A 23,223-nucleotide genomic window follows, 5' to 3' on the forward strand; every position below is an offset into this window, starting at 1 on the left:
TAACTTGATGGCTCTCCGGGGACCGCTCAGGTGGCCATTTCGCTTGACGTAAGGGAGTTTATAACGATACATGCAAAGTAATTTGAAACTCAATAACACTTTTCCCTGGGGCAGACCATGGCGACGATCGTTCTGACATCCACCACCGTTCCGGAAGACGCAACTGAAGGCCACCAGGTCGGTACCCTCAGCATCGTCGGCGGTGGAGAGAATGAGACATTTGCCTTCACGCTGGACGATTCACGATTTGAGATCGTCGATACGGATGACGATGGAATCTATGAACTCGTTGTGAAGGCAGGCGTGAGCTTCGATTTCGAGGACGGGCCGACGCAATTTGCTCTGGCCATCAAGGCGACGAGCACAAGCCCCAGCGGGGGCACTCCAGTGGATGATCTGTCAGCCCTCATCGATGTCACCGATGTGAACGAGCGGCCTTACATTGCTCCCGATGATAAGGAAGTCGTCGAAGGTGCGGGGCCGGGAACGGTCGTCTACACCCTCGTCGCGGACGATCCTGACAATGATATCGTGACCTACCAGCTCTCGGATGAGAGCGAGGCGATCTTCGATCTGATCGACAACAAGGATGGGACCTGGAGTGTCGTCGTCGATCAGTTGATTGAATGGCTCGAATACGGAAATGAGGCGCACGATCATTTCACCGTGGAGATCACCCACGGCTCCGAGACCTACGAGGACACGTTCGATCTGAACCTCGTCGAGAACGAGGAGCCTATTGTTAACTGGGTGAGCGTCCAACTCGGCAGGTTCGTTCGGGCCGGCACGATAGTTGGCCATGTTACAGTCGAGGATTCGGACAGCACGGCGTTCACTTACACGCTTACCGGTGAGGATGCGGGGCTCTTCAGTGTCGATTCGAACGGCGACGTCACCGTAAGAGCCGATCTGACATACGACGAACTGGATCCCCCGGTTTTTTCGGTTTCCGTGTCCGATAGGATCAATACGGTCACAGAAGAGTGCAGTCTCAGCATCGCCAACAGCGAGCCGGACGTGACCGTCACTGCAGTCAGTGTGCGCGAGAATGCGCGGGCAGGGACCATCGTCGGTACAATCGAAGCAACGGATGATGATGGGGACCCGCTCGGCTATAGCTTGGCGGGCGCCAGTGCCCACCTGTTTAAACTCGTCGAGGATACCGCCGGCAATCGGATCAACATCGTCCTGCGGGAAGGAGCTGTTCTCAACTATGAGAACGATGATCACCACTTCCTTAAGGTGCTCGTGTCCGACGGGATCAACGAGTCGGTGTCGGAAATCCTCCAGCTTGACATCGACGATGTGAATGACCGTCCGGTCGAAGCTTTCGCACCTATGGCAGTGAACGAAGGGGCTGGTGCCGGGACGGTCGTCGGGAGGCTCACCGGCATGGACGAGGATGGCGATGACGTCACCTTCACCCTGTCGGATGACAGCGCGGAGCTGTTCGATCTCGTTTCCGACGGCAGGGGCGGCTTCAACGTCGTGGTGGTCGATGATGTGAAGCTCGATTACGAGAACGCGGCTCATCGCTCCTTTCGCGTGACCGTGTCCGATGGGGAGAACTCGTTCTCCCGAAACTTTGCGCTCGACCTGAAAGACCTCGTCGACCTGGTCACGGGCACCAAGCGGAACGACAGGTTGAAGGGCGGATCCGGCAGCGATGTCGTGAAGGGATTGGCCGGCAACGATAGCCTGTCCGGCGGAGCAGGGGATGACTGGCTTTACGGGGGCGCAGGCAAGGATGTTCTGAAGGGCGAGGCCGGACGAGACATCTTCGTCTTCGACACCAAGCCGAACAAGAAGACCAACCTCGACGTCGTCTCGGATTACAGCGTGAAGGATGACACGATCTGGCTCGACAACAAGGTCTTCACCAAGCTCGGCAAGAAGGGCTCCGCCACCGCCCCGGCCGCGCTCAAGGGCTCGTTCTTCCGGGTCGGCGACAAGGCCAAGGACAAGGACGACTACCTGATCTATAACAAGAAGACCGGTACCCTGTCCTACGATGCCGACGGTTCAGGCGCGAAGGCTGCGGTCGAGATCGCCTTGTTGAAGAAGGGGCTCAGCCTGAAGGCCACGGAGTTCTTCGTAATCTAAGCCGAGGGCCAAACCATGACTGCATCGGTTGAAACAGGGGAGCCAGCCGGCTCCCCTGTCGCGTTACAGGAATAGGCTGGGCCGCAAGGATGAGCAGCCACAAAGCTTAATGTAACAATGTATAACTAAGTGGATGAGCGGAGTATCGGAGCATATCCGTGCTTCAAATGAAGGCGATCTCCGCTGCCTGGGCTGTAGCCCTGCACATCTCACCCCGCTTTCCGCGGAGCGCCTGCACATATTCCTAAAGTACTTGTTGATACGTTATATAGATTAAGCCATGTTGCTTGATAGGACTTCTGGCTGACACCGTCGGAAGCGGGCTTGAGAGCGGCACAGCTCGAATTGGGAAGCAGGGGGGTACCATGGCTTTTACGGTGCTACGCAGCGGGGACGAGCAGCAGGTCAATACGCTGACCCAGGATAATCAAACTCATCCGACCATCGCGCGACTGAGCGATGGAGGATGGGTGGTGACCTGGTCCGGACTGGATGGCAACGGAAGCGGCATCTACATGCAACGCTACAATGCCGCTGGGGAACCGCAATTCACGTCCGCCGGCGCTCCTGCAGACCGCCTGATCAATGCCCTGACGGAGGGAGACCAACTATGGTCGGCCGTCACGGGCCTCTCCGATGGCGGCTGGGTGGTGAGCTGGATGGATCTCGGAACTGATGCCCGAGGCGTGATTCACCAGAAGCGCTACAACTCACAAGGCGTGGAGCAGGCGATCACGTCAAGTGTTGTGAACCCCGGTTTTCCTGCCGAGGAAAGCAACAACATCGAAATGACCGCCTTGGCCAACGGCGAGTGGCTTGTCACCTGGCACGCTGGCGATGGAGCAAGCTACGGCATCTATCAGCAGCGCTTCAGCGCAAGCGGGCAGGCTCTCATCGCTGCGGGCAATCAGCGGGTGAACGAGGATCCGGCAGGGTCGCAGGCCTATGCCGACGTTGCAACCTTCGCAGACGGCAGCTGGATCGTGACCTGGGTCGACAAAGGTCCCTTCGACTCCACGGCGAATATCTCCATGCGCCGTTACAGCGCCAACGGAACGCCTCTTTCCACCGAGATCGTCACGGATGCCCGCGGCATGCAAACTGCGCCGCAGGTCGCGACCTTGCCCGACGGCGGATGGCTGGTCGTCTGGTACGGAGTCGGCGCCGACGGCTCGAACGACATCTTCTTCAAGCGCTATAATGCCTCCGGAATCGCGGGTGAAACGCAGGTCGTCAACGCGACGACAGAAGGACCGCAGGCAGACCCTCATGTAGCGGTGCATCAGGATGGAAGCTGGGTGATCACCTGGGCGTCAGGCAGTGACGTTCACCAGCGCCGTTATACGAATGATGGCTTGACGTCCGGACCCGACATGGTTGTGCCCGCGTGGCTGGGTAGCGCTAAGAATGAACTTGCGCAGGTCGTTGCATTGTCGGACGGGCGTTGGGTGGTCACCTGGCAACACATAAACCAGGGTGGCGACCCCGCAGCCGGAATATCCCAGAGAATCTTTACGCCAACCCTTGTCGAGGCGGTCACGAGTGCAGCGGAATTTGCAACGGGCACGATAGAGAAAGAAACCCTGCAGGTTGAACAGGGCGGCTTGTCCGAGGGCGACATCTTGGATGGAGGTGGAGAGGACGACACCCTTCAGATGACCTGGACGGGAACGATCGACCTGACGCTCCCCACAGAACTTCTCCGCTTCGAGGCTCTGGTCGGAACGGGCGGCAACGATCGCATCGTGACGAATATGGCACGTCTCGATCAGTTTCAAACGATCGATGGCGGCGCCGGCAACGACGACGTTCTGGAACTCTTCACCGGCGAAAATTACAGCCTGCAGAACATGACGATCACCGGGATCGAGAAGATCCTCCTGCCGGACTACGTCAACTACAACGTGACGGTCGACAGCGTCGCAACCGCTCTCCTCATCGACGGAAGCGCGAGTTCCGGCGACACGGTCGAGCTCGTGAACAGCCGGAACTTCACTCAGGACGAGCTGATCCAGCTTTTCAGCCAGGGTGTGGATACCGTTATCGACGGGAACGGCAATCACACCAATGCTCTGCCGCAGATTGCCGGCTTCAATGGCGACCAGAGCAAGGCGCTGGTCGGCGGCATGGCCCGGCTCGACACCGATGCGGCCGCCGTGGTCACGGAGGATCTCGGCCGGTTCAGTTCTCTTTCGGTCAAGATTACCAATCGCGTGGCTGGTGAGGACCGGCTCAGCCTTGTCGAGCAGGATGGCGTGACCGTTTCCGGAAATCAGGTCTTCGTGAACGGCGCGCTCGCCGGAATGCTCGATCGGGACGGTTCGGGGCAGAATGGCCTGCTGATCAGCTTCGAGGCTGACGCCACATCCGCCATGGTTACCGCGATCGTGCGTGCCTTGGCCTACGTCAACACGGCCTCTGGGAGCTTCGTCGCCAAGCAACGCGACATCATGGTGGCCCTCACCGATGCGGGCGGCGCGCAAAGCACGTTCGGCGTGCAGGTCGACATCGCACTCCCAACGGGAGGTGGCGAGAACAAGGCGCCCGTCATCGACGGAGTGCCGGCTGGCGCCCAGCAGATGGCCGACACGGGCCTCCTCTCGCCCTTCGCCGACATGGTCATCGATGATCGCGATACGAGTTCCCTCACGGTTACGGTGGCGCTCGACGACAAAGCCAAAGGCACGCTCATCGCACAGGCCGGAGGCACCTACGATCCCGGCACGGGTCTTTACACGGTCACAGGCTCGCCGCCTTATGTAAGAAACGCTTTGAACGCTCTTCAATTCGATCCGAGGGACAGGAGCGGACCTGTAGGCCTGGGCGAGGAGACAACCTTCACCGTCACCGTCACCGATGGCGGGCAGCCTGTTCATGCCGTGGTGAGGGTTAATGCCACCATCGCGGATCGGCCGCCGTCGCAGCCGACACTCTCCAACGACAGGATCGATGAACTGGCAGTGGACGGCACGCCCGTCGGCACGCTTTCGGCGCAGGACGGCAACGGTCAGGCGATCACCTACTCGCTCGTCGGCGCAGGCGACGCACCATTCGAAATCGCCGGCAACGAGCTCAAGGTGAAGAACGGCGTCGCTCTCGATCACGAGCAGACGAAAGCCTATACCTTCACTGTCCGCGCGACGGCGGGCGGCCTCTCCAACGATCGCGTCGTCACCATCACGGTGAATGATGTGGGGGTTGAGAGCACGAGCGGCAGCGCAGCCAACGACGTGATCAAGGGCGGCGTGGGTAAAGACACGCTCGGGGGAGGCCTTGGCCACGACACGCTCTGGGGCGGGCTCGGCAATGACACCCTCACGGGCAACAGCGGCAAGGATATCTTCGTGTTCGCGACCAAGACGAACAAGAGGACCAACGTCGACAAGATCAACGACTTCGTGGTCAAGGACGACTCGATCTGGCTCGACAACGCGGTGTTCACCAAGATCGGCAAGGGCTCTGAAGACAGGCCCGGCAAACTGGCGAAGAGCATGTTCTGGACCGGCAAGGCCGCTCACGATTCGTCAGACCGGATTGTGTACGATAAGGCCTCGGGTGCGCTCTACTACGATGCCGATGGCACGGGTCGCGGGGCACAGGTGAAGATTGCCACGCTCAAGAAAGGCCTTGGGCTGACGGAGAAGGATTTCTTCGTGATCTAGAGCTGCTTCCACTTGCGCGGAATCGTCTCTCCTTCGGGATTTGTCGCATTCTTTGACGGCGAACCGGATCCAATTCGCCGAAAGAGGCTCTAGAGTATCGAGTGCAAAAGTGGGCACCGGTTTCACGCGGAAAGATACGTCGAACCAAAAACTTGAAGCATCGAACGTGAGTTCGAATTCACGTCCGATGCTTTAGGGCAACGTCTCATGAAACAAAAACCCCGGCGTGAGGAACGCCGGGGTTTTTGTTTGAGTCTGAACGTGATGTCTCAGCCCAGCCAGCCGGGAACCCTGTCGAGCCCGATCAGATCCTCGTAGGTCGGACGCGGGCGCACCACCGCGTGATCGTCGCCGCGCACGAGCACCTCGGGCACGAGAAGACGGGTGTTGTAGGTGTTGGCCTGAACCGCCCCGTAGGCGCCAGCCGTCATGATGGCGATGAGGTCGCCGGCTTTCAGCTGAGGCATGTCGCGGGAGAGGGCCAGATAATCGCCGGTCTCGCAGACGGGGCCGACCACGTCGGCGACGATGCGCGGCGTGTCGGGGGAGGCTTCCACCACCGGCTTGATGTCGTGATACGCCTCGTAAAGCGTCGGGCGGATGAGGTCGTTCATGGCCGCATCGACGATCACGAAAGGCTTGTCGGCGCCCTGCTTCACGTAAATCACCCGGGCAATCAGCACGCCCGCATTGCCGGCGATCATGCGACCCATCTCGAATACGAGTTTGAGGCCGAGATCCCTGGTGTGGCGCTTGATGATCGCAGCATAGGCCTGCGGATCGGGTGGGGGCTCGTTGTCCTCGCGATAGGGCACGCCGAGACCGCCGCCGAGATCGATGTGATGCAGCTTGTGCCCGTCCGCCATGAGATCGCGGGCGAGCTCGGCCAGCAGCGCGGTGGCATTGTCGAAGGGCTTCAAGTCCGTGATCTGGCTGCCGATATGCATGTCGACGCCGGTGACCGCGATGCCCTTCAGGGCGGCGGCCCGCGCATAGACCTCGCGGGCGCGGGAAATCGGGATGCCGAATTTGTTCTCGGACTTGCCGGTGGAGATCTTCGCGTGCGTCTTGGCATCCACGTCCGGGTTGATGCGGATCGAAATGGGAGCCTGCATGCTCTTGGAGACCGCGACCTCGGACAGCGCCTCGAGCTCGGGCTCCGATTCCACGTTGAAGCACAGGATACCGCTCTCGAGCGCAAAAGCCATCTCGGCCTTGGTCTTGCCGACGCCGGAGAACACGATGCGCTCCCCCGGCACGCCGGCGGCAAGCGCCCGGCGCAGCTCGCCCTCGGACACGATGTCCATGCCGGCGCCTTGGCGGCCGAGCGTCCGCAGCACCGCCTGGTTGGAGTTCGCCTTCATGGCGTAGCAGACGAGGGCATCGGTGTCGGCAAAGGCCTCGGCGAAGACCCGGTAGTGCCGCTCCAGGGTGGCGCTGGAATAGCAATAGAACGGCGTGCCGACCTCATCGGCGAGGCGGCGCAGATCGACACCCTCCGCGTGGAGGACGCCGTCGCGATAGGCAAAGTGATGCATCGAAAAGGCCTAAAGCAGCGGATCGAGAATGAAGGACTTATTCGGAATCGTGTAGCCCTGGCGCGGCGAGGAGCGGGGCGTCCCGACGGGAGAGGGCAGGGCGGTGTCGCTGACCGTGCTCTCCGGCTGCGCCGCGGGTGCCGAGGCGCTTGGCGGCGCCTCAAGCGCGCCGCGGCGGCCGCAGGCCGAAAGGCTTAACGTAACAAGGCCCGCAACCATGACCATGCGGGCGAGAGACAGGCTGGACGACATCGAGAGGCTCCGAAACGTGGCGGCACCATAACGGGAAGCAGTTTCAGATGCGAGAGGGAAGGTGCGAAAGACAACAAGGCTTTGCCGCCACAGGATTGTGACCTGCCGTCGGATCCGCTCAACCATTCCGGGCTTGAGGCCGGAACCGAAAAGCGCCACATCACGGGTCATGTCGAATGCAGTGAAATCCAGAAGAACCTGGCTCATGGGCCTCGCCGCACTTGTCCTCGCCGGGGCCGGTGCAGCCTGGTATGGCCTTGCTCCCCGCGATCCCCTGGCAACCGGCGTGGCTGAGTGCCGGGCCGCAAAGGCCACGACGGAACGCCTGAAGCCTCTGGCCAGGGGCGAGGTGGCGGCCGTCGGGGTGAGCAGCGCTCCCAAGCCCCCTCCGGTGATCGCCTTCACGGGTCCCGATGAGAAGCCGATGAGCCTTGCCGACTTCAAGGGCAAGACCATCCTGGTCAATCTCTGGGCGACCTGGTGCGTGCCGTGCCGGGAGGAGATGCCGGCGCTGGACAAGCTCCAGGCGGAGCTGGGCGGGCCGGATTTCCAGGTGGTGGCCATCAACGTGGACACCCGCAACCGGGAAAAGCCGAAGGCCTGGCTCAAGGAGAACGGCATCGCGAACCTCGCCTACCATGCCGATCCCGAGGGCAAGCTCCTGCAGGTCCTGCAGAAGTCCGGCCATGTGGTCGGGCTGCCGACCACCTTCGTGGTCGATGCCTCCGGCTGCGAGATCGCACTGCTGAAAGGGCCGGCCGAGTGGGCCTCGCCGGATGCGGTCGCGTTCGTGAAGGCGGCGTTGAATCGCTCTTAGGCGGCGAAGAGCTGCACCGGCGTTTCGATGCCCTTGAGATGGTAGTCCCGCCCTTCGCCCCTGACGAGGTCCTGCCCAGCCCGTTCGCACACGGTCCCGGTCACCAGGATCTCGCCCGTTCCGGCCGCGGCCTGCGCGCGGGCGGCCGTGTTGACCACGGGCCCGATGGCGGTCAGGTCGCGATGCGCCCGGCCGAATTCCCCGAAGCTGGCCGTGCCAGCGTCGATGCCGATCCCGACCCCGAGCTCGCTTCCCTCGAGGCCTCCGTTCTCGGCCAGAAGGGTCTTGCGGCGGGCTTCGCAGCGGCGCTGGATCTCCCTGGCCGCCCGCACAGCGCTCTCGGCATGGTTAGGGAGCTGAATCGGGAAGCCGAAGATGGCCATGACGGAATCGCCGATGGTCTTGTTGAGGAGGCCGTCATAGTCCCAGATGGCCGTCGCGCATTCATCGTAGAAGGCATCGAGCAGCGCTGAGACCGCATCGGGCGTGAGCGACTGCGACAGCGCCGTATAGCCCCTGAGGTCCGCGAACAGCACGGAGACGTCGACCGGAATCTTGCGGGCCTTCATGATGCGCGTGAACATGAGCTCGCAGAATGTACAGGTGTTCGGGTTCATCCGGCTCGGGCGGATGCCGAAGGCTCGAAACGGCACGGAGGCCGGACCGCGCAGGGGCACGGGAATGTGCAATTGCTGCCAGCACCCCTTGCAGATTCGGGCTTGAACGGGCGCCATGGATGAGCCCTTTCAAATCGGAGCGGCCAGTGACGGGGTTTCTACGCCATCCCTCGCCATCAAAAGGCCAATACCACCTTGCGGAGAATATCACCTTGGATGGAAACGGCCAAAGGATAAGCCGGATTGTCCGGCTCTGGCGTTAGGTCGGGAAGGCTCCGCCGCCATCGGGAGCGCCGAGAGTACCGGAAAAGGCCGGCTTCGAAAGTCGCCACGGCCGGTCCATGGCGCCTTTGGTTTCCCCGCGCTGGAGTTGGCGCGTTGCGCCGTCCGCTGTGATCTCCTCGATCACCAGGAAGCCTAAGGCCTGCAGCATCACGGCCACCGCCTTGGTCGCGCGGTCGTCAGCCCTCAAGGGGAGAGAGCCAGCGGCATAGACCCGCTCCATGAGGCTCTTAGGGTGATGCGCCACGGCTGTGCGCGGCTTGAAGGCAACGACGTTCGTCTCCGGTTCCAGCATGGAATGCCCCCAATTCCAGCCGCTGCATTCTGGTTGTTGTCGGCAGCAGCTTCGATTCAGTCAGAAATTACATTCTGCCGGAAACGGAGCCATTTGAGGAATGCGACATAAGACGCCCCTGCTCTAGTGGGGCTAAACGAAAAAGGCGGGGCATCGGCCCCGCCTCAATCAATTCCTGCAGGTGGCGCCATCAGGCGCTCTGCTGAACCTGGATGCCCTTGTCGGCGAAGAGCTGCTGCAGCTCGCCGGCCTGGAACATCTCGCGGGTGATGTCGCAGCCGCCGACGAACTCGCCCTTCACGTAGAGCTGGGGAATGGTCGGCCAGTTGGAATAGTCCTTGATGCCCTGGCGGACCGTCTCGTCCTCGAGCACGTTGACGCCCTTATACGGCACGCCGAGGTAGTTGAGGATCTGGACCACCTGGCCCGAGAACCCGCACATGGGGAATTGCGGCGTGCCTTTCATGAACAGCACGACGTCGTTGGACTTCACTTCGTTGTCGATGATCTGGTTGGCGTCAGCCATGGGATGCTCCTTCACCCCCGGCGGTCAAGGCGCCGGGTTCGTGCTTCAATTGTCGGGTGCCAGCGTCGTCAATGCAAGGGCGTGCAGCGTGCCACCCATGTGGCCCTGCAGCGCGGCATAGACCAGCTGGTGCTGCTGAACCCTGGATTTGCCCCTGAAGGCCGAGGACGTGACGGTGGCGGCGTAGTGGTCGCCGTCGCCCGCCAGATCCTTGATCTCCACAACCGCATCCGGCAGGGCGGCCTTGATCATGCTTTCGATTTCATGGGCGTTCATTGGCATGAATCAAACTCCTCAGGACCTTCCGGTCACGCTTTGCCGGTCACGCTTTGCCGGTCATGTAGTTCGGCAGCCACGCCTCGTGGGCCGCCTTCAATTGCTTCACCGATATGGCCTGTTGCCCCGGCAGAATCAACGCATCGCCGCCGGTCAGCCCCAGGGTCACGGCCGGAATGCCGATGGCACCTGCCTCGTAGAGGATGTCGGCCGCCACGTCCTCGTCGACGGCGATCAGGTAGCGGGCCTGATCCTCGCCGAACAGGAAGGCGTGGAGGGGCAGACCCTCGGGGAAGGCCGTGATCTCGGCGCCCACGCCGCCCGCCATGGCCATTTCGGCCAAGGCCAGCGCGATGCCGCCGTCCGAGAGGTCATGGACGGTCTTGACCTGGCCGGAGCGGATGAGCTGGCGCACGAAATCGCCGTTGCGCTTTTCCTGGGCGAGATCCACCGGCGGCGGGGCGCCTTCCTCGCGGCCGCAGACGTCGCGCAGGTAGATCGACTGGCCGAGCCAGCCTTCTGTCGCGCCGATGAGGATGATCGCCTCGCCCTCGGCCTTGAAGGCGACGGAAGCGTTCACCGTCACGTCGTCGAGGAGGCCGACGCCGCCGATGGCAGGCGTTGGCAGGATGCCCTGGCCGTTGGTCTCGTTGTAGAGCGACACGTTGCCGGACACCACAGGGAAATCGAGCGCCTTGCAGGCCTCGCCGATGCCCTTCACGCAGCCGACGAACTGGCCCATGGATTCGGGCCTCTCGGGGCTGGCGAAGTTGAGGTTGTCGGTCAACGCCAGCGGCAGGCCGCCTACAGCCGTGATGTTGCGCCAGGCCTCCGCCACCGCCTGCTTGCCGCCTTCGAACGGGTCGGCCTCGCAATAGCGCGGAGTCACGTCGGTGGTAAGCGCCAGACCCTTCGGTCCGTCCTCGACCCGCACGATGGCGGCATCGCCGCCGGGTGTCTGGACGGTGTTGCCGAGGATCAGGTGGTCGTACTGTTCCCACACCCAGCGCTTGGAGCACTGGTCCGGCGAGCCGACGAGCTTCAGGAGCGCCTCGGCCTCGGACATCGGCGCCTTCACGCTGTCGGGTGCGATCACGGGCTGCCTGGGGCTCTCGACCCAGGGGCGGTCGTAGAGAGGCGCCTCATCGCCCAATTCCTTGATCGGCAGGTCGGCCTTCACCTCGCCCTGGTGTTTGATCACGAAGCGGAGCGTGTCGGTGGTCTTACCGATCACCGCGAAGTCGAGGCCCCATTTGTGGAAGATCGCCTCGGCCTCCTGTTCCATGCCGGGCTTCAAGACCATGAGCATGCGCTCCTGGCTCTCGGACAGCATCATCTCATAGGCCGTCATGCCCTCCTCGCGGCAGGGCACCTTGTCGAGGTCGAGCTCGATGCCGAGATTGCCCTTGGCGCCCATCTCGACCGCCGAGCTGGTGAGGCCCGCAGCACCCATGTCCTGGATCGCGATCACCGCGCCCGACTTCATGAGCTCGAGGCAGGCTTCCAAGAGCAGCTTCTCGGCGAAGGGGTCGCCCACCTGCACGGTGGGACGCTTCTCCTCGGACGCATCGTCGAACTCGGCCGACGCCATGGTGGCGCCGTGGATGCCGTCGCGGCCGGTCTTGGAGCCGAGATAGACGATCGGGTTTCCGACGCCGGTGGCCTTCGCGTAGAAGATCTCGTCCGTGCGGGCGAGGCCGACCGCCATGGCGTTGACCAGGATGTTGCCGTTGTAGCGCTTGTCGAAGCCCACGGAGCCGCCGACCGTCGGCACGCCGAAGGAATTGCCGTAGCCGCCGATGCCCGCCACCACGCCCGAGACGAGGTGCGGGGTCTTCGGGTGATCCGGCTCGCCGAAGCGCAGGAAGTTCAGCGACGCGATGGGCCGCGCCCCCATGGTGAACACGTCGCGCAGGATTCCGCCCACGCCCGTGGCCGCGCCCTGATAGGGCTCGATAAAGGACGGATGGTTGTGGCTCTCCATCTTGAAGATGCAGGCGAGCCCGTCGCCGATATCGATCACGCCCGCGTTCTCGCCCGGTCCCTGGATCACCCACGGCGCCTTGGTGGGCAGGCCGCGCAGGTGGATGCGCGAGGACTTGTACGAGCAATGCTCGTTCCACATGGCCGACACGATGCCGAGCTCGGTGATGGTCGGCTCGCGGCCGATCAGGGTCACGAAGCGCTCGTATTCATCGGGTTTCAGCCCGTGCTCCTTGACCAGCTCCGGGGTGATGGCGACGTCGTTGCGGATCATCGGGGTCTCGCATTGTTACCCTCTTCAGAAGAAAAGGGAGTGATCATCTTCTGCCCTCATCCTGAGGAGGTCGCTTCAGCAACCGTCTCGAAGGAGGATCCAGTGCTCTCTTGACCCTCCTTTCGAGACGCAAGCCTCACGGCTGCTCCTCAGGATGAGGGTTGCGGGGTGTTCATTCCCGCTGTTGCATCAAGCCGCTTTGGGGAAACTCGACACGAGGCTCTCGAATAGGCCGCGCCCATCGGTGCCGCCCACGAGATCCTCGATCAGGTTTTCCGGATGGGGCATCATGCCGAGCACGTTGAGCTTGTCGGAATAGATGCCAGCAATCGAATTCATGGAGCCGTTGCGGTTGGCATCCTGCGTGATGTGGCCTTGAGCATCCGCATAGCGGAAAGCCACGAGGCCTTCGCCTTCCAGGCGCTTCAGGGTTTCCTCGTCGGCCGTGTAGTTGCCCTCGCCGTGGGCGACGCAGACATCGATGGCCTGGCCCTTGGTGTAGTTGCGGGTGAACGCCGTGTCGGTGCGCTCGACCCGCAGGTACTGGCGGTGGCAGATGAACTTCAGGTTCGCGTTGCGCATCAGGATGCCGGGCAGAAGGCCTGCCTCGCACAGGATCTGGAACCCGTTGCAGACGCCGAGCACGAGGCCTCCGCAGGCCGCGTGCGCCCGCACCGCATCCATCACGGTGGCGCGACCGGCGATGGCGCCGCAGCGCAGGTAATCGCCATAGGAGAAGCCGCCGGGAAGCACCACGAGGTCGGTGCCCTTCGGCAGCTCGGTTTCGGCGTGCCAGACCTTCTGGGCGTCGGAGCCGGCCAATGTAAGAGCCCGCACCATATCGCCTTCGCGATTGGAGCCGGGGAAGACGATGACGGCGGATTTCATGCTGTTCGCCTCACGCGATCTCGACGCGGTAATTCTCGATGACGGTGTTCGCGAGCAGCTTCTCGCAGGCCGCCTTGAGCTGGGCCTCGGCCTGGGCCTTGTCGGTGGTTCCGAGCTCGATGTCGAAGACCTTGCCCTGGCGCACGCCGTCAATGCCCTCGACGCCCAGCGACTTGAGCGCGCCTTCGATGGCCTTGCCTTGAGGGTCGAGAACGCCGTTCTTGAGGGTCACTGTGACACGCGCTTTCATGGGGGCCTCGGGCTGTTAAGATTTGGCCAAGGCCATAAAGAATTTAGCCGCAAGAGACAACGGGTTCAGGAGCCTAATTCGCGGGCAGCGACCTCCTTGGCCGTTTCACGCACAGCATCCGCATGCTCGCCGATCACCAGCACCACCGACAGGGCCTCGCCTTCGCGCTTGCCGAAAGCCGCGCCATAGGCCGGGCGCTTGCTGCCATCGGCAGGGGAGAGGTCGATGGCAAAGCCAGGGAAGCGGTCGTCTGTCAGGCGCGCGACCGCGATGTTGGTTTTCACAGGCTTGCCCCTGCCAACGGGTGAGCGAAGCGCCCGGGCTAGGCGTTCCGGATCCTTCAGGACCGCTTCCGTGACGGCTGCGTCCTTACCGGTCAGGCGCACGATACTGACCGCGAGGCCAGGGGCGCATTCGGGTGGAGCGCAGAAGGCGAGCGCAACAGGCTCAGCCCGATCCTCGGCCAGCCATTTGCGCAGGGGAAGAGCATCCCAGGATGCATCGGCTGAAAGGCCCGCGACCTGCCGGGGGATGTAGCCGCAGCTTGCGACCGACAGAGCAACGGCCAGGAACAGAAGGCGGGGACGTAACAGGCGGAAGGACATGACTTTTATCTATGCGCAAAATGGGCCAGGAGGGGAAGAGCACCGATACCGACTGTGCCATCGTTCGTTTCATCCCCGGGCTCGGTCCGACCATGACGATGTGGAAATGACAGTGCGGCGGCAGGATTTGCGTTCCTGATTTGTTCTTGACAATCCTCCTAACCTGGGCTATAAGGCTGCTTAGATCTGCTCCTATCGAGGGGCGCGCTCGCGAGGCGTCGCAGTGTGGGAGCAGGCACGGTCCCGCCGCAGGGCTCGCACCCCTGTGATCGCGGGTGGCCGATCCTGGCTTGATCCAGGTCCGCTGAAACAAACCGTGCGCGAAGAGCAGTTCGGCTCTTACATCTTCCAACACAGAGCGAGCCGGGCTGCCCATCGCGCCACCCTCGACAAACCTGAAAGGCTCGCAGCTCACGCTGCGGGCCCAAAGGTGCTGCTCTTTGAGAGGCCAACCACCCGCGTCATCCCGGACGGCGAAGCCGATCCTGGATCCAAAGCCGCCGACGGCGCAGAAAGAGGCGCGATGCCGCTCGCCTTCTCTTGAGATGTCAGCCGTTATGGATCCCCCGCCTGCGCAGAGATGACAGCGGCGAGGGTTCGAGGGTCGCATCGCCGCCCTTCCGGAAGCAACAGGACGTTAGAGCATCGAACGCAACAGTGGACACCGGTTTTGCGTGAAAAGATGCATCGAACGTGAGTTCGAATTCACGTCCGATGCTTTAGGGTCCCGACCGGTCGGCAAAAAGCCCGGCACGGGGCCGGGCTTTGCATGTTCAGGCCGACAGGGTGCCTACTGGACCAAGCGCGGACCGCCCGTGACCGGGTTGTCGTTCTCGGACAGGATGCCGAGCCGGCGGGCGACCTCAGTATAGGCCTCCACCAGCCCGCCCATGTCCCGGCGGAACCGGTCCTTGTCGAGCTTGTCCTTGGACTTGATGTCCCAAAGGCGGCAGGAATCCGGGGAGATCTCGTCGGCCACGACGATGCGCATCATCTCGCCCTCCCAGAGGCGGCCGGTCTCCAGCTTGAAGTCCACGAGGCGGATGCCGACGCCGAGGAAGAGGCCGGACAGGAAGTCGTTGACCCGGATGGCCAGGGCCATGATGTCGTCGATCTCCTGCGGGGAGGCCCAGCCGAAGGCGGTGATATGCTCTTCCGAGACCATCGGGTCGCCGAGTGCATCGTTCTTGTAATAGAATTCGATGATCGAGCGGGGAAGCTGCGTGCCCTCCTCGATGCCCAGCCGTGTGGCGAGGGAGCCTGCCGCGACGTTGCGCACCACGACCTGCAGCGGAATGATCTCCACCTCGCGAATCAGCTGCTCGCGCATGTTGAGGCGGCGGATGAAGTGGGTCGGGATGCCGATGTCGTTCAGATGCTGGAACAGGTATTCCGAGATCCGGTTGTTGAGCACACCCTTGCCGTCGATGACTTCATGCTTCTTAGCATTCGCGGTGACATTGAAAGCGGTGGCGTCATCCTTGAAGTGCTGGATGAGCGTACCGGGTTCGGGGCCCTCATAGAGGACCTTCGCCTTGCCCTCATAGATGCGACGGCGACGATTCATAGGCGTGTACCGTGGTTTGAGAAAATCCATGTGCCGTGGCTCCTGGGATGGTCATTTTGTAGATCCGCGGCCAGAGCATCATGCGGAAAAGTGGATTCGGTTTTCCGGCCACACGATGCTCTTATCCAAGAAAGAAGCATCGGATCCGACCCCAAAAGTGCAAGTCCACTTTTGGGTCCGATGCTTTAGCGTTAAGCGCGGCTTCCCACCGGCGCTCCGCTTAGGGGCAACCTATCCGATCCCACGGGCAAGCACAACGCAGGGGAGAGTTGAAGGCGGGCAGCGAGATCGAAGCACCGATCTTAAAGATGGGGAGCGTCTGGCATCCGCGCGAGTGCGCCCTTATATCGCATGAAGGCTCAAGCTTAAGGAGAGTAACGGAATGACCGCTTTCGACGACCGCAGGAACGCCTTCGAGAAGCAGTTCGCCCATGATGAGGATCTGCGCTTCAAGGCGACGGCCCGCCGCAACAAGATTTTCGGGCTCTGGGTTGCCGAACGGCTCGGCAAGAGCGGAGATGAGGCCGAAGCCTATGCCAAGAGCGTCGTTCTGGCCGATTTCGAGGAAGCGGGCGATGGGGATGTCCTGCGCAAGGTGCGCCAGGATCTCGACGGCGCCGGCAAGTCGATGGGCGATGCCGAACTCCAGGCCAAGCTCAACGAGTTGACCGGACGGGCGATCGAGGAGGTCAAGGCGGGCCGGTAACGGCCCTCCTCACCTGCTCGTCAACTCCAGTCCTCTAAATCAGCCGAAAGGGCGCCATGCCGACCCATCCATCGTTTCCCAAGCGCCTGAAAGGCGGCACGCCCTTGTTCACCGCCTGGTGCGGCCTACCGGATCCGTCCATCGCCGCGACCCTGGCCCGCGAGGACTTCGATGCCGTCGTGCTCGACACGCAGCACGGCTCCATCGATTTCGCCGCCTCCGTTCAGGCCATTCCGCTGATCGCGGCAGCGGGAAAGCCGGCCATCGTCCGCATCCCCGTGGGGGATTTTGCTTCGGCATCCCGTTATCTCGATGCCGGCGCTTCGGGCATCATCGCGCCCATGATCAACACGGTCGAGGATGCCAAGCGGCTTGCCGCCTTCACGAAGTTCCCGCCGGTGGGCGAGCGGAGCTGGGGCGCCTATGGGGCGCTGGCGCTTACGGGGCTCGAGCCGGGCGAATATCTCCGGACGGCCAACGATCTGACCGTCTCCTTCGCCATGGTGGAGACCCGGGAGGCGCTCGCCATCATCGACGACATCCTGGCGGTGCCGGGAATCGACGGGGTCTTCATCGGCCCCTCCGACCTGTCCATCGCCCTCTCGGGCGGCAAAGGGGTCGAACCGACCAGCGCCGAGGTAGACCGGGCCCTGGACCATGCCCTCGCCAGGGTCAAAGCCGCCGGCAAGATCGCGGCCATCTATGCGGTTTCGGGGGCCCGGGCGGCCGAACTCTCCGCCAAGGGCTTTCACATGGTCTCCATCGGCAGCGACATGTCCATGCTGCGCACTGGCGCTCACGCAGCCCTGGCTGCCGCCAGAGCCTAAGTTTTCTCCGGGGAGGGCAGGCCGAAGGACTGGGTCAGGAAAAGGCCTCCCTGGCGGAGGCCCTCTCCGTCAATCCCATGGCCGAGTCCTGGTGAGATATGCCACTGGCATGGGATCTCCGCGGCGCCCAGGGCCTCCTTCGAGAAGAAGAACATCTCGACCGGCACCACATCGTCCCGGTCGCCGTGGATCAGCAGGATCGGCGGCGCTGTCCGCCTCAAGGCCATGAGGCCTTCCGGCCCTTCGCCATCCTCCAGCACAAGAAGACCCGAATAGCCCAGGATTGCGGCAGGAGGGGTTGGGCGGCGCAGGCCCACATGCAGCGCCATCATGGCGCCCTGGCTGAAGCCGACGAGAGCGAGCCTCGACGGCGGCAGGTCATGGCGGGCGAGCTCCTGGTCGATGAAGGCGTCGAGACCGGGCCCCGCATAGGTCACACCGCGCCAGAACTCCCGCGGATCCGTCAAGGTGAGCGGAAACCATTCCCGGCCCATCGGCACGTTGCTGCAAGGATCAGGCGCATGCGGGGCGACGAAGGCGGCGTCCGGCAGCCAGGCACGCCATTGTTCACCAAGCTCGATCAGGTCGTTTCCGTCCGCGCCGAGCCCGTGAAGAAAGACGACGAGCTGCTTCGCCACGCCTGATCGAGGAGAAAGGCGTGGACCGTCGATGCTGGCCATGAAGCGTATTCCCGTTCGTTGAAGGCGCCCGATTGCAGAGCGGAACGGCTCAACCGTCAAGCCGGCGCTCCCTCCCGCGCCTTGACCATCCGGTAGTAGGCCCAGAGCACCTTGGCGGCGACGCCGCGCCAGGGCCGCCAGCTTTCGGCCAGGGCGTTCAGCGCCTTGGCGTCAGGCCTCTGCTCCAGACCATAGGCGAGGCGGGCTGCTTCCTGCACGGCCAGATCCCCGCTCGGGAAAGCGTCCGGATGCCCGAGACAGAACAGGAGATAGACGTCGGCGGTCCAGGGGCCGATGCCCTTCACCCGCGTGAGGAGATTGTGAGCCTCGTCGGCTGGAAGATTATGGAGATCGTCGAGCGGCAGCCGCCCTTCGGTGATGTCTGTCGCTACGGCGCGAAGAGTTCGCACCTTGCCGGCCGAGAGACCTGCCGCCCGCAGCTCCTCGTCGGATAATGCGAGAAACCGCCGCGGGGTCGCTGGTTCGAGAATGGCCCGCAGGCGGCCCCAGATTGCCGTAGCGCTGGCGGTCGAGACCTGTTGGCCCACCACGATCCAGGCGAGGCCTTCGAACCCAGGTGGGCGCTTGCGCAGCTGCGGCGTGGCGCCCTCGGCGGCCAGCCGCGCCATGACCGGATCGGATTTCGCCAGCGCCGCGAGGCCCCTCTTGAGAACCGCGTCCGTTTCGAGGAGGGTGACCATTCCTTCGCGTTCCTTCCAATCGCAGGCTCCCGTGACGAAGCCCGTCTTCCGATTCGCTCCCAGCCCCAACGGCGGGCTTCACCTGGGCCATGCCTATTCGGCTCTGCTCAATGCCGATTTCGCCCGGCGCTTCGACGGGCGCCTGCTTCTGCGCATCGAGGATATCGATACCACACGCTGCCGTCCCGAGTTCGAGCAGGCGATCTACGAGGATCTCGCCTGGCTCGGGCTTGCCTGGGAAGAGCCGGTCCGGCGCCAGTCGGAGCATTTCGACGATTACCGCGCCGCCTTCCGCGCCCTGAAGGGGAGGGGAGGCGTCTATCCGTGCTTCTGCTCTCGCAAGGACATTGCCGAGGCGGTTGCCTGCCGGGAGGCCGAGACGGGTCAGCCCTGGCCCCGCGATCCCGACGGCGCTCCGTTCTATCCAGGCCTCTGCCGGCATTTATCTGAGGACGAAATCGAACGGCGCATCACAGCCGGCGAGCTTCATGCCTGGCGGCTCGACATGGGGACTCTGCAGAAACTTCTGCCTGGGCCTCACGGCTATTGCAGGTTTGATCGCGAGGGCGGTGAAGAGCGGGTAGCCGCAGACCCTTGGCGCTGGGGCGATGCCGTCATCGTGCGCAAGGATACGCCGACGAGCTATCATCTGTCCGTGGTGGTGGACGATGCGCTCCAAGGCGTCACCCATGTGGTCCGCGGCCAGGATCTCGAGGCCGCCACCGACCTCCATGTCCTGCTGCAGACCCTGCTCGGGTTGCTGACGCCCCTCTATCATCACCATGGGCTCGTGCTCGATCCCGAAGGCGACAAGCTGGCGAAGAGCCGTCAGTCGAAATCTCTGGCGGAACTCCGGGCTGCAGGCGTCACGCCGCAGGAGGTTCGGCAGCGCCTCGGCTTCGTCCCTCAGCCAACCCCCAGCACATAGAGCCAGACGAGAGTGCTCCCGAGGGCGAGGAAGGTCGAGAGCGTCACGGCGCTCGAGGCCAGGGCCACGCCCTCCCCATAGCGCTCGGCAAACAGATAGGCGTTGATGCCTGACGGGCAGGAGGCGAAGAGGACCGCCACGCCCGCCCAGACCGGCGGCATCTGGAAGACCTGCGTGGCGAGGAGCAGCACCACGAGCGGATGCACCACGAGCTTGAGGAATGAGATCAGAGTCGGCAGCTTCCAGCCCATCTGGAGGCCATAGCGGCGCAGCGCAATGCCCATGGAGATCAGGGCGCAGGGCACGGCCGCGCTCGCGAGCAGGTCCATGACCTGCCAGGCCGGTGCAGGCACATAAGAGACAATCGGGCGAAAGGCGGATCCCGCCAGGATGGCAACCACGATCGGGTGGGTCAGGAGGCGTCGCAGGATCACCAGGGGCGAAGCCTGCCGTCCCTCGGCCAGGATCGTCGCGAGCGTCATGGTCACGGGAAGATGCACCGCAATCAGCAGGAAGAGCGGCACGGCGCCCTCGTCGCCATAGGCCTTGAGGATCATCGGGATGCCGACGAAAACCGTGTTCGCCTGGCCGGCCGAAAACCCGGCCACGACTCCCGACACTCCTTTGATGCCGAAGAAGTGCCGGCCGATGCCGGTGGCCAGAAACCAGACCACGGCTACACCGGCGAAATACGAGATCCAGTAGCCCCAGGGTTGAACGGCCGGGATTTCGGCGCGAACCAGGGTGCGGAAGATCAGGCAGGGGAGGGAGAGGGTGAAGACGAACTCGGACAGCCCTTCGCCGACCCGCTCGGAGACGAAGCCCGTCTGGCGCGCGACATAGCCGATGCCGATCAGGCCGAAGACCGGCAGGACGATCGCGAACAGGTCAAGCATCAGGGTTTATCGGAGTTCGGCGCGCTGGGAGAGGCTGGCCGAGGCCACGCTGTGGGACATCAGCTCGTCGACCTGTTCGCGCTGCCGCTTGAACTCAACCAGACCGCGGCCCTCGAGCTCGCGTCCACGGGGCAGGCGGATCTTCAGCGGGTCGACGAAGCTGCCGTTGATGATCACCTCATAATGGAGGTGCGGGCCTGTCGAGAGGCCGGAATTGCCCACATAGCCGATGACCTGACCCTGCTGCACCCTCTTGCCGGGTGTAATGCCCTTGGCGAAGCTCGACATGTGGGAATAGGCCGTCACATAGCCGTTGGTGTGCTGAAGCTCGACGCGTCTGCCATAGCCGGAATCCCATTCCGACTTGAGCACGGTGCCATTGCCAGCCGCGATGATGGGGGTGCCGACCCTGTTGGCCCAGTCAACGCCGGTATGGGGGCGCGAATAGCCCAGGATCGGGTGGTAGCGCGAGCCGAAGCCCGAGCGCAGGATACCGTCGGCGATGGGCTTGCGGATGAGGAATTTCTTGAGGGAGCGGCCAGACTCATCGAAGAAGTCGATGGCACCGTCGTCGCCCTGGTAGCGGTAGACGCGGCGCTGCTCCCCACCCACCGTCAGGGAGGCGTAGAGCACCTCCGGCGTGCCGTTCTCGTCATCCGAGCCGAAAAAGACCTCGAAGGAATCGCCCTGCGCGACCCGGCGCTGGAAATCGACGTCGTAGCCGAAGATGCGCACGAGTTCATCCACGGTCTGGCGGGGAAGATCGTTCTTGAGCGCCGTCTCGTAGAGGCTCTCATAAAGGCGCACGCCGCCGCGGGCATCCTCCTCGTCTTCCTCCTCGGACGCGTCCGCGACCTGGCGTGTTGCCGGATCCTCGGGAGGGGTAACGGACACGAAGACGCCGCGATCGTTGGTGGCAGCAATCCCTTCGATGCCGCGCTCGCTGAACGCGATCACGCGCACGATCTGCCGGGGGTCCCCCAGGCGGGGGCCCGGGGCGATGAGAATGCGCAGACGCTGGCCCTCGGTCATGCTCTCTATCTTGAGCCGGGCCGAGAGGGCGGAGGTAATGGCGGCGATCTGCTCCGGAGTGCCACCGTAGCTGCGCAGGGCGGTCTCGAGGGTCTCTCCCTTGCGGAGAACCACGTCACGCTCCTCGATGAGAGGAGGCATGGCCTTCTGCTCGATCTTCGGAAGATCGGTCACGTTCTCCGGTACGACGCGGACCTCGATCGTGCTGAAGGGTGCATCGACCACCCGGGCATAGCCGAGGGCGTCGCCCAAGGCCTCCGGCGGCCGCAGCGTTCTCGACAGCATCTGCTGGGCGGGGATCGAAACCGTGGTTCGGCGACCGGCCTCGTTGAAGACCCGGCGCTCTTCTTCGAGAATCGCAAGCACGTCGTTGTCGGTCAGCGACGGGGCGCTCGCCTCGATGGCGACCGACGCAAGATCGCGCCTGAGAACCGATACATCGGCATCGGCGACCTCGGGGGCCGGCTCGACCCGCCCCTCCGTCTCTTCCGCGAACAGGCGCAGGGGATTGAAGGGCGGGATATCGGTCGCGTAGGTGCCGGCGCTGAGCGACAGGTTGGTGGCCACGCGCACGAACTGGCGAACCTTGATGGCCTCGCGCTCCCCGTTGCGGATCGTCATGGGAGCCTTGAAGCTCTGGCGCGCAGAGACCGTATTCTCCGTCATGTTCAGCCGATCGGCCTTGCGGGCCACGTTCGCCGCCCGATCCTCATCCCTGGCCGAGGATGCGCGGCCGCCAAGGGCCGCCCTCTCGGGAGGCAGCGCGGAGACGGTTGCGCCTTCGAAGGTGATGTAGATGGACGCTCCGATCAGGGCGGCTCCCGTGACCCCGGTCAGAACGCTGGCGCCGAGCCAGCGCAGGTTGACCTCCCACTTGTCGATCTCAGGAGCGGCGCTGCCGCTGCTGTTCAGCGGCGGCTCATGCCCGAGATCGACGCCGGACGACAGGTGCGGCGCGTTTCTGCGGGCGCCTCCGGCATGGCTGTCATCGGGGGGGAGATGGCTCATGGTCCCTGTCGAGTGTCGATGCGGGTGGGTTGCTGTCACAGACACCAGAAGGCCATCTAGCACAAGAGACGGCAACCGCACAGGTCAATAGATAAGCTTGTGCAGGACGCCAACTCCTTAAGGAGGGAGGCCTGCCGCGGCTCTGCTTCCTGCCATTCTGTGTCCGCAGTGAGGCAAGGGCCGGAAAAACCTGTGCGGCAGGCTCCAGAACAGGGTGCTTTCCCGAACCGTCAAAAAACTTTCATAAGCCCGTTGACAGGCCAAAAGGGTTTGGCCTATATACCGCCCATCGACGGCGGCCACTGAGTGGCTGGCGCCAAGAACTTCCACAGAGACCGGGCTGCTGGGCCTGACTTTAAGTCGGGAACGAGGTCTGTTCTGCGGAAGCTCTCTTGTGTCTCTAGCGGGATGCATGTGCTCTTTGACATTGTTGAGAGGGGAAGAGAAGCGTAGGCGGCGGTGTCCTTGCGCCGGTTCTTTGGAGCCGGGTGAATAGATACCGACCTGATC

At 63.3% G+C, this 23,223-nt stretch carries 21 protein-coding genes; 6 read left to right on the forward strand and 15 right to left on the reverse strand.

The genetic code is table 11. From position 1 onward, the window contains the following. Positions 1 to 117: 117 nt before the first annotated feature. Together FHR70_RS17380 and FHR70_RS17385 are read left to right on the forward strand one after the other, a co-directional pair. On the forward strand, positions 118 to 2,103 hold the full coding sequence (locus FHR70_RS17380) for a M10 family metallopeptidase C-terminal domain-containing protein (RefSeq protein WP_183452438.1): 1,986 nt from the start codon (positions 118 to 120) through the stop codon (positions 2,101 to 2,103). A 365-nt stretch (positions 2,104 to 2,468) separates the two neighbouring features. Next, positions 2,469 to 5,765 (forward strand): cadherin domain-containing protein, encoded by a 3,297-nt coding sequence (locus tag FHR70_RS17385; RefSeq protein WP_183452440.1) that lies wholly within the window; start codon positions 2,469 to 2,471, stop codon positions 5,763 to 5,765. 269 nt (positions 5,766 to 6,034) lie between these two features. Here the strand turns inward: FHR70_RS17385 and lysA are convergent, their stop codons facing one another. Beyond that, on the reverse strand, positions 6,035 to 7,303 hold the full coding sequence (gene lysA, locus FHR70_RS17390) for a diaminopimelate decarboxylase (RefSeq protein WP_183452442.1): 1,269 nt from the start codon (positions 7,301 to 7,303) through the stop codon (positions 6,035 to 6,037). Between the two features lie 9 nt (positions 7,304 to 7,312). Further along, complete coding sequence (gene lptM / locus FHR70_RS24110) at positions 7,313 to 7,762, reverse strand: LPS translocon maturation chaperone LptM (RefSeq protein ID WP_246408262.1); 450 nt, start codon at positions 7,760 to 7,762, stop codon at positions 7,313 to 7,315. Between lptM and tlpA the strand changes: the two genes are divergently transcribed. Continuing rightward, complete coding sequence (tlpA, locus tag FHR70_RS17400) at positions 7,761 to 8,372, forward strand: thiol:disulfide interchange protein TlpA (protein ID WP_343058835.1); 612 nt, start codon at positions 7,761 to 7,763, stop codon at positions 8,370 to 8,372. The genes lptM and tlpA overlap by 2 nt on opposite strands. On the opposite strand, the gene FHR70_RS17405 is transcribed toward tlpA, so the two are convergent. The 9 genes from FHR70_RS17405 to purC all read right to left on the reverse strand — a co-directional run bounded on the left by FHR70_RS17405 (position 8,369) and on the right by purC (position 15,965). After that, positions 8,369 to 9,106 (reverse strand): adenylate/guanylate cyclase domain-containing protein, encoded by a 738-nt coding sequence (locus FHR70_RS17405; protein ID WP_183452448.1) that lies wholly within the window; start codon positions 9,104 to 9,106, stop codon positions 8,369 to 8,371. The two genes, tlpA and FHR70_RS17405, sit on opposite strands and share 4 nt — an antisense overlap. Before the next feature lie 142 nt (positions 9,107 to 9,248). Continuing rightward, complete coding sequence (locus FHR70_RS17410) at positions 9,249 to 9,566, reverse strand: hypothetical protein (RefSeq protein WP_183452450.1); 318 nt, start codon at positions 9,564 to 9,566, stop codon at positions 9,249 to 9,251. Between the two features lie 190 nt (positions 9,567 to 9,756). Continuing rightward, positions 9,757 to 10,092, reverse strand: coding sequence for a Grx4 family monothiol glutaredoxin (gene grxD, locus FHR70_RS17415; RefSeq protein ID WP_183452452.1), 336 nt, complete (start codon positions 10,090 to 10,092; stop codon positions 9,757 to 9,759). 45 nt (positions 10,093 to 10,137) lie between these two features. Beyond that, positions 10,138 to 10,374 carry a BolA family protein gene (locus FHR70_RS17420; protein WP_183452454.1) on the reverse strand — a complete coding sequence of 79 codons (237 nt, stop codon included), beginning with the start codon at positions 10,372 to 10,374 and terminating at the stop codon, positions 10,138 to 10,140. A 40-nt stretch (positions 10,375 to 10,414) separates the two neighbouring features. Then, positions 10,415 to 12,625 carry a phosphoribosylformylglycinamidine synthase subunit PurL gene (purL, locus tag FHR70_RS17425; RefSeq protein ID WP_183452456.1) on the reverse strand — a complete coding sequence of 737 codons (2,211 nt, stop codon included), beginning with the start codon at positions 12,623 to 12,625 and terminating at the stop codon, positions 10,415 to 10,417. A gap of 189 nt (positions 12,626 to 12,814) precedes the next feature. Further along, positions 12,815 to 13,513, reverse strand: coding sequence for a phosphoribosylformylglycinamidine synthase subunit PurQ (purQ, locus tag FHR70_RS17430; protein ID WP_183452458.1), 699 nt, complete (start codon positions 13,511 to 13,513; stop codon positions 12,815 to 12,817). A gap of 10 nt (positions 13,514 to 13,523) precedes the next feature. Next, the gene (gene purS / locus FHR70_RS17435) at positions 13,524 to 13,763 is read right to left on the reverse strand and encodes a phosphoribosylformylglycinamidine synthase subunit PurS (protein WP_183452460.1); all 240 of its coding nucleotides are present in this window, start codon (positions 13,761 to 13,763) and stop codon (positions 13,524 to 13,526) included. A 65-nt stretch (positions 13,764 to 13,828) separates the two neighbouring features. Then, positions 13,829 to 14,368, reverse strand: a complete 540-nt coding sequence (locus FHR70_RS17440) for a hypothetical protein (protein ID WP_183452462.1) — start codon at positions 14,366 to 14,368, stop codon at positions 13,829 to 13,831. 790 nt (positions 14,369 to 15,158) lie between these two features. Further along, the gene (purC, locus tag FHR70_RS17445) at positions 15,159 to 15,965 is read right to left on the reverse strand and encodes a phosphoribosylaminoimidazolesuccinocarboxamide synthase (RefSeq protein WP_183452464.1); all 807 of its coding nucleotides are present in this window, start codon (positions 15,963 to 15,965) and stop codon (positions 15,159 to 15,161) included. Between the two features lie 352 nt (positions 15,966 to 16,317). On the opposite strand from purC, the gene FHR70_RS17450 reads away from it, so the two are divergent. Further along, positions 16,318 to 16,641 carry a DUF1476 domain-containing protein gene (locus FHR70_RS17450; RefSeq protein WP_183452466.1) on the forward strand — a complete coding sequence of 108 codons (324 nt, stop codon included), beginning with the start codon at positions 16,318 to 16,320 and terminating at the stop codon, positions 16,639 to 16,641. Between the two features lie 56 nt (positions 16,642 to 16,697). Then, entirely contained in the window at positions 16,698 to 17,468 is a 771-nt protein-coding gene (locus FHR70_RS17455) for an HpcH/HpaI aldolase family protein (protein ID WP_183452468.1), read from the forward strand. On the opposite strand, the gene FHR70_RS17460 is transcribed toward FHR70_RS17455, so the two are convergent. Next, the gene (locus tag FHR70_RS17460) at positions 17,465 to 18,148 is read right to left on the reverse strand and encodes an alpha/beta hydrolase (protein ID WP_183452470.1); all 684 of its coding nucleotides are present in this window, start codon (positions 18,146 to 18,148) and stop codon (positions 17,465 to 17,467) included. The genes FHR70_RS17455 and FHR70_RS17460 overlap by 4 nt on opposite strands. A gap of 56 nt (positions 18,149 to 18,204) precedes the next feature. After that, entirely contained in the window at positions 18,205 to 18,849 is a 645-nt protein-coding gene (locus FHR70_RS17465; RefSeq protein ID WP_183452472.1) for a DNA-3-methyladenine glycosylase family protein, read from the reverse strand. Between the two features lie 31 nt (positions 18,850 to 18,880). Here FHR70_RS17465 and gluQRS point away from each other — a divergent pair, with 31 nt between their 5' ends. After that, a complete protein-coding gene (gene gluQRS, locus FHR70_RS17470) occupies positions 18,881 to 19,777 on the forward strand; it encodes a tRNA glutamyl-Q(34) synthetase GluQRS (protein WP_343058838.1) in 897 nt (298 codons plus the stop codon). Here the strand turns inward: gluQRS and FHR70_RS17475 are convergent. Together FHR70_RS17475 and FHR70_RS17480 are read right to left on the reverse strand one after the other, a co-directional pair. Further along, positions 19,756 to 20,673, reverse strand: a complete 918-nt coding sequence (locus FHR70_RS17475; protein ID WP_183452476.1) for an AEC family transporter — start codon at positions 20,671 to 20,673, stop codon at positions 19,756 to 19,758. The genes gluQRS and FHR70_RS17475 overlap by 22 nt on opposite strands. Before the next feature lie 6 nt (positions 20,674 to 20,679). Further along, a complete protein-coding gene (locus tag FHR70_RS17480; protein WP_183452478.1) occupies positions 20,680 to 22,713 on the reverse strand; it encodes a M23 family metallopeptidase in 2,034 nt (677 codons plus the stop codon). Positions 22,714 to 23,223: the final 510 nt, after the last annotated feature.

Source organism: Microvirga lupini, assembly GCF_014191055.1.
GTDB classification, from domain to species: Bacteria; Pseudomonadota; Alphaproteobacteria; order Rhizobiales; family Beijerinckiaceae; genus Microvirga; species Microvirga lupini_A.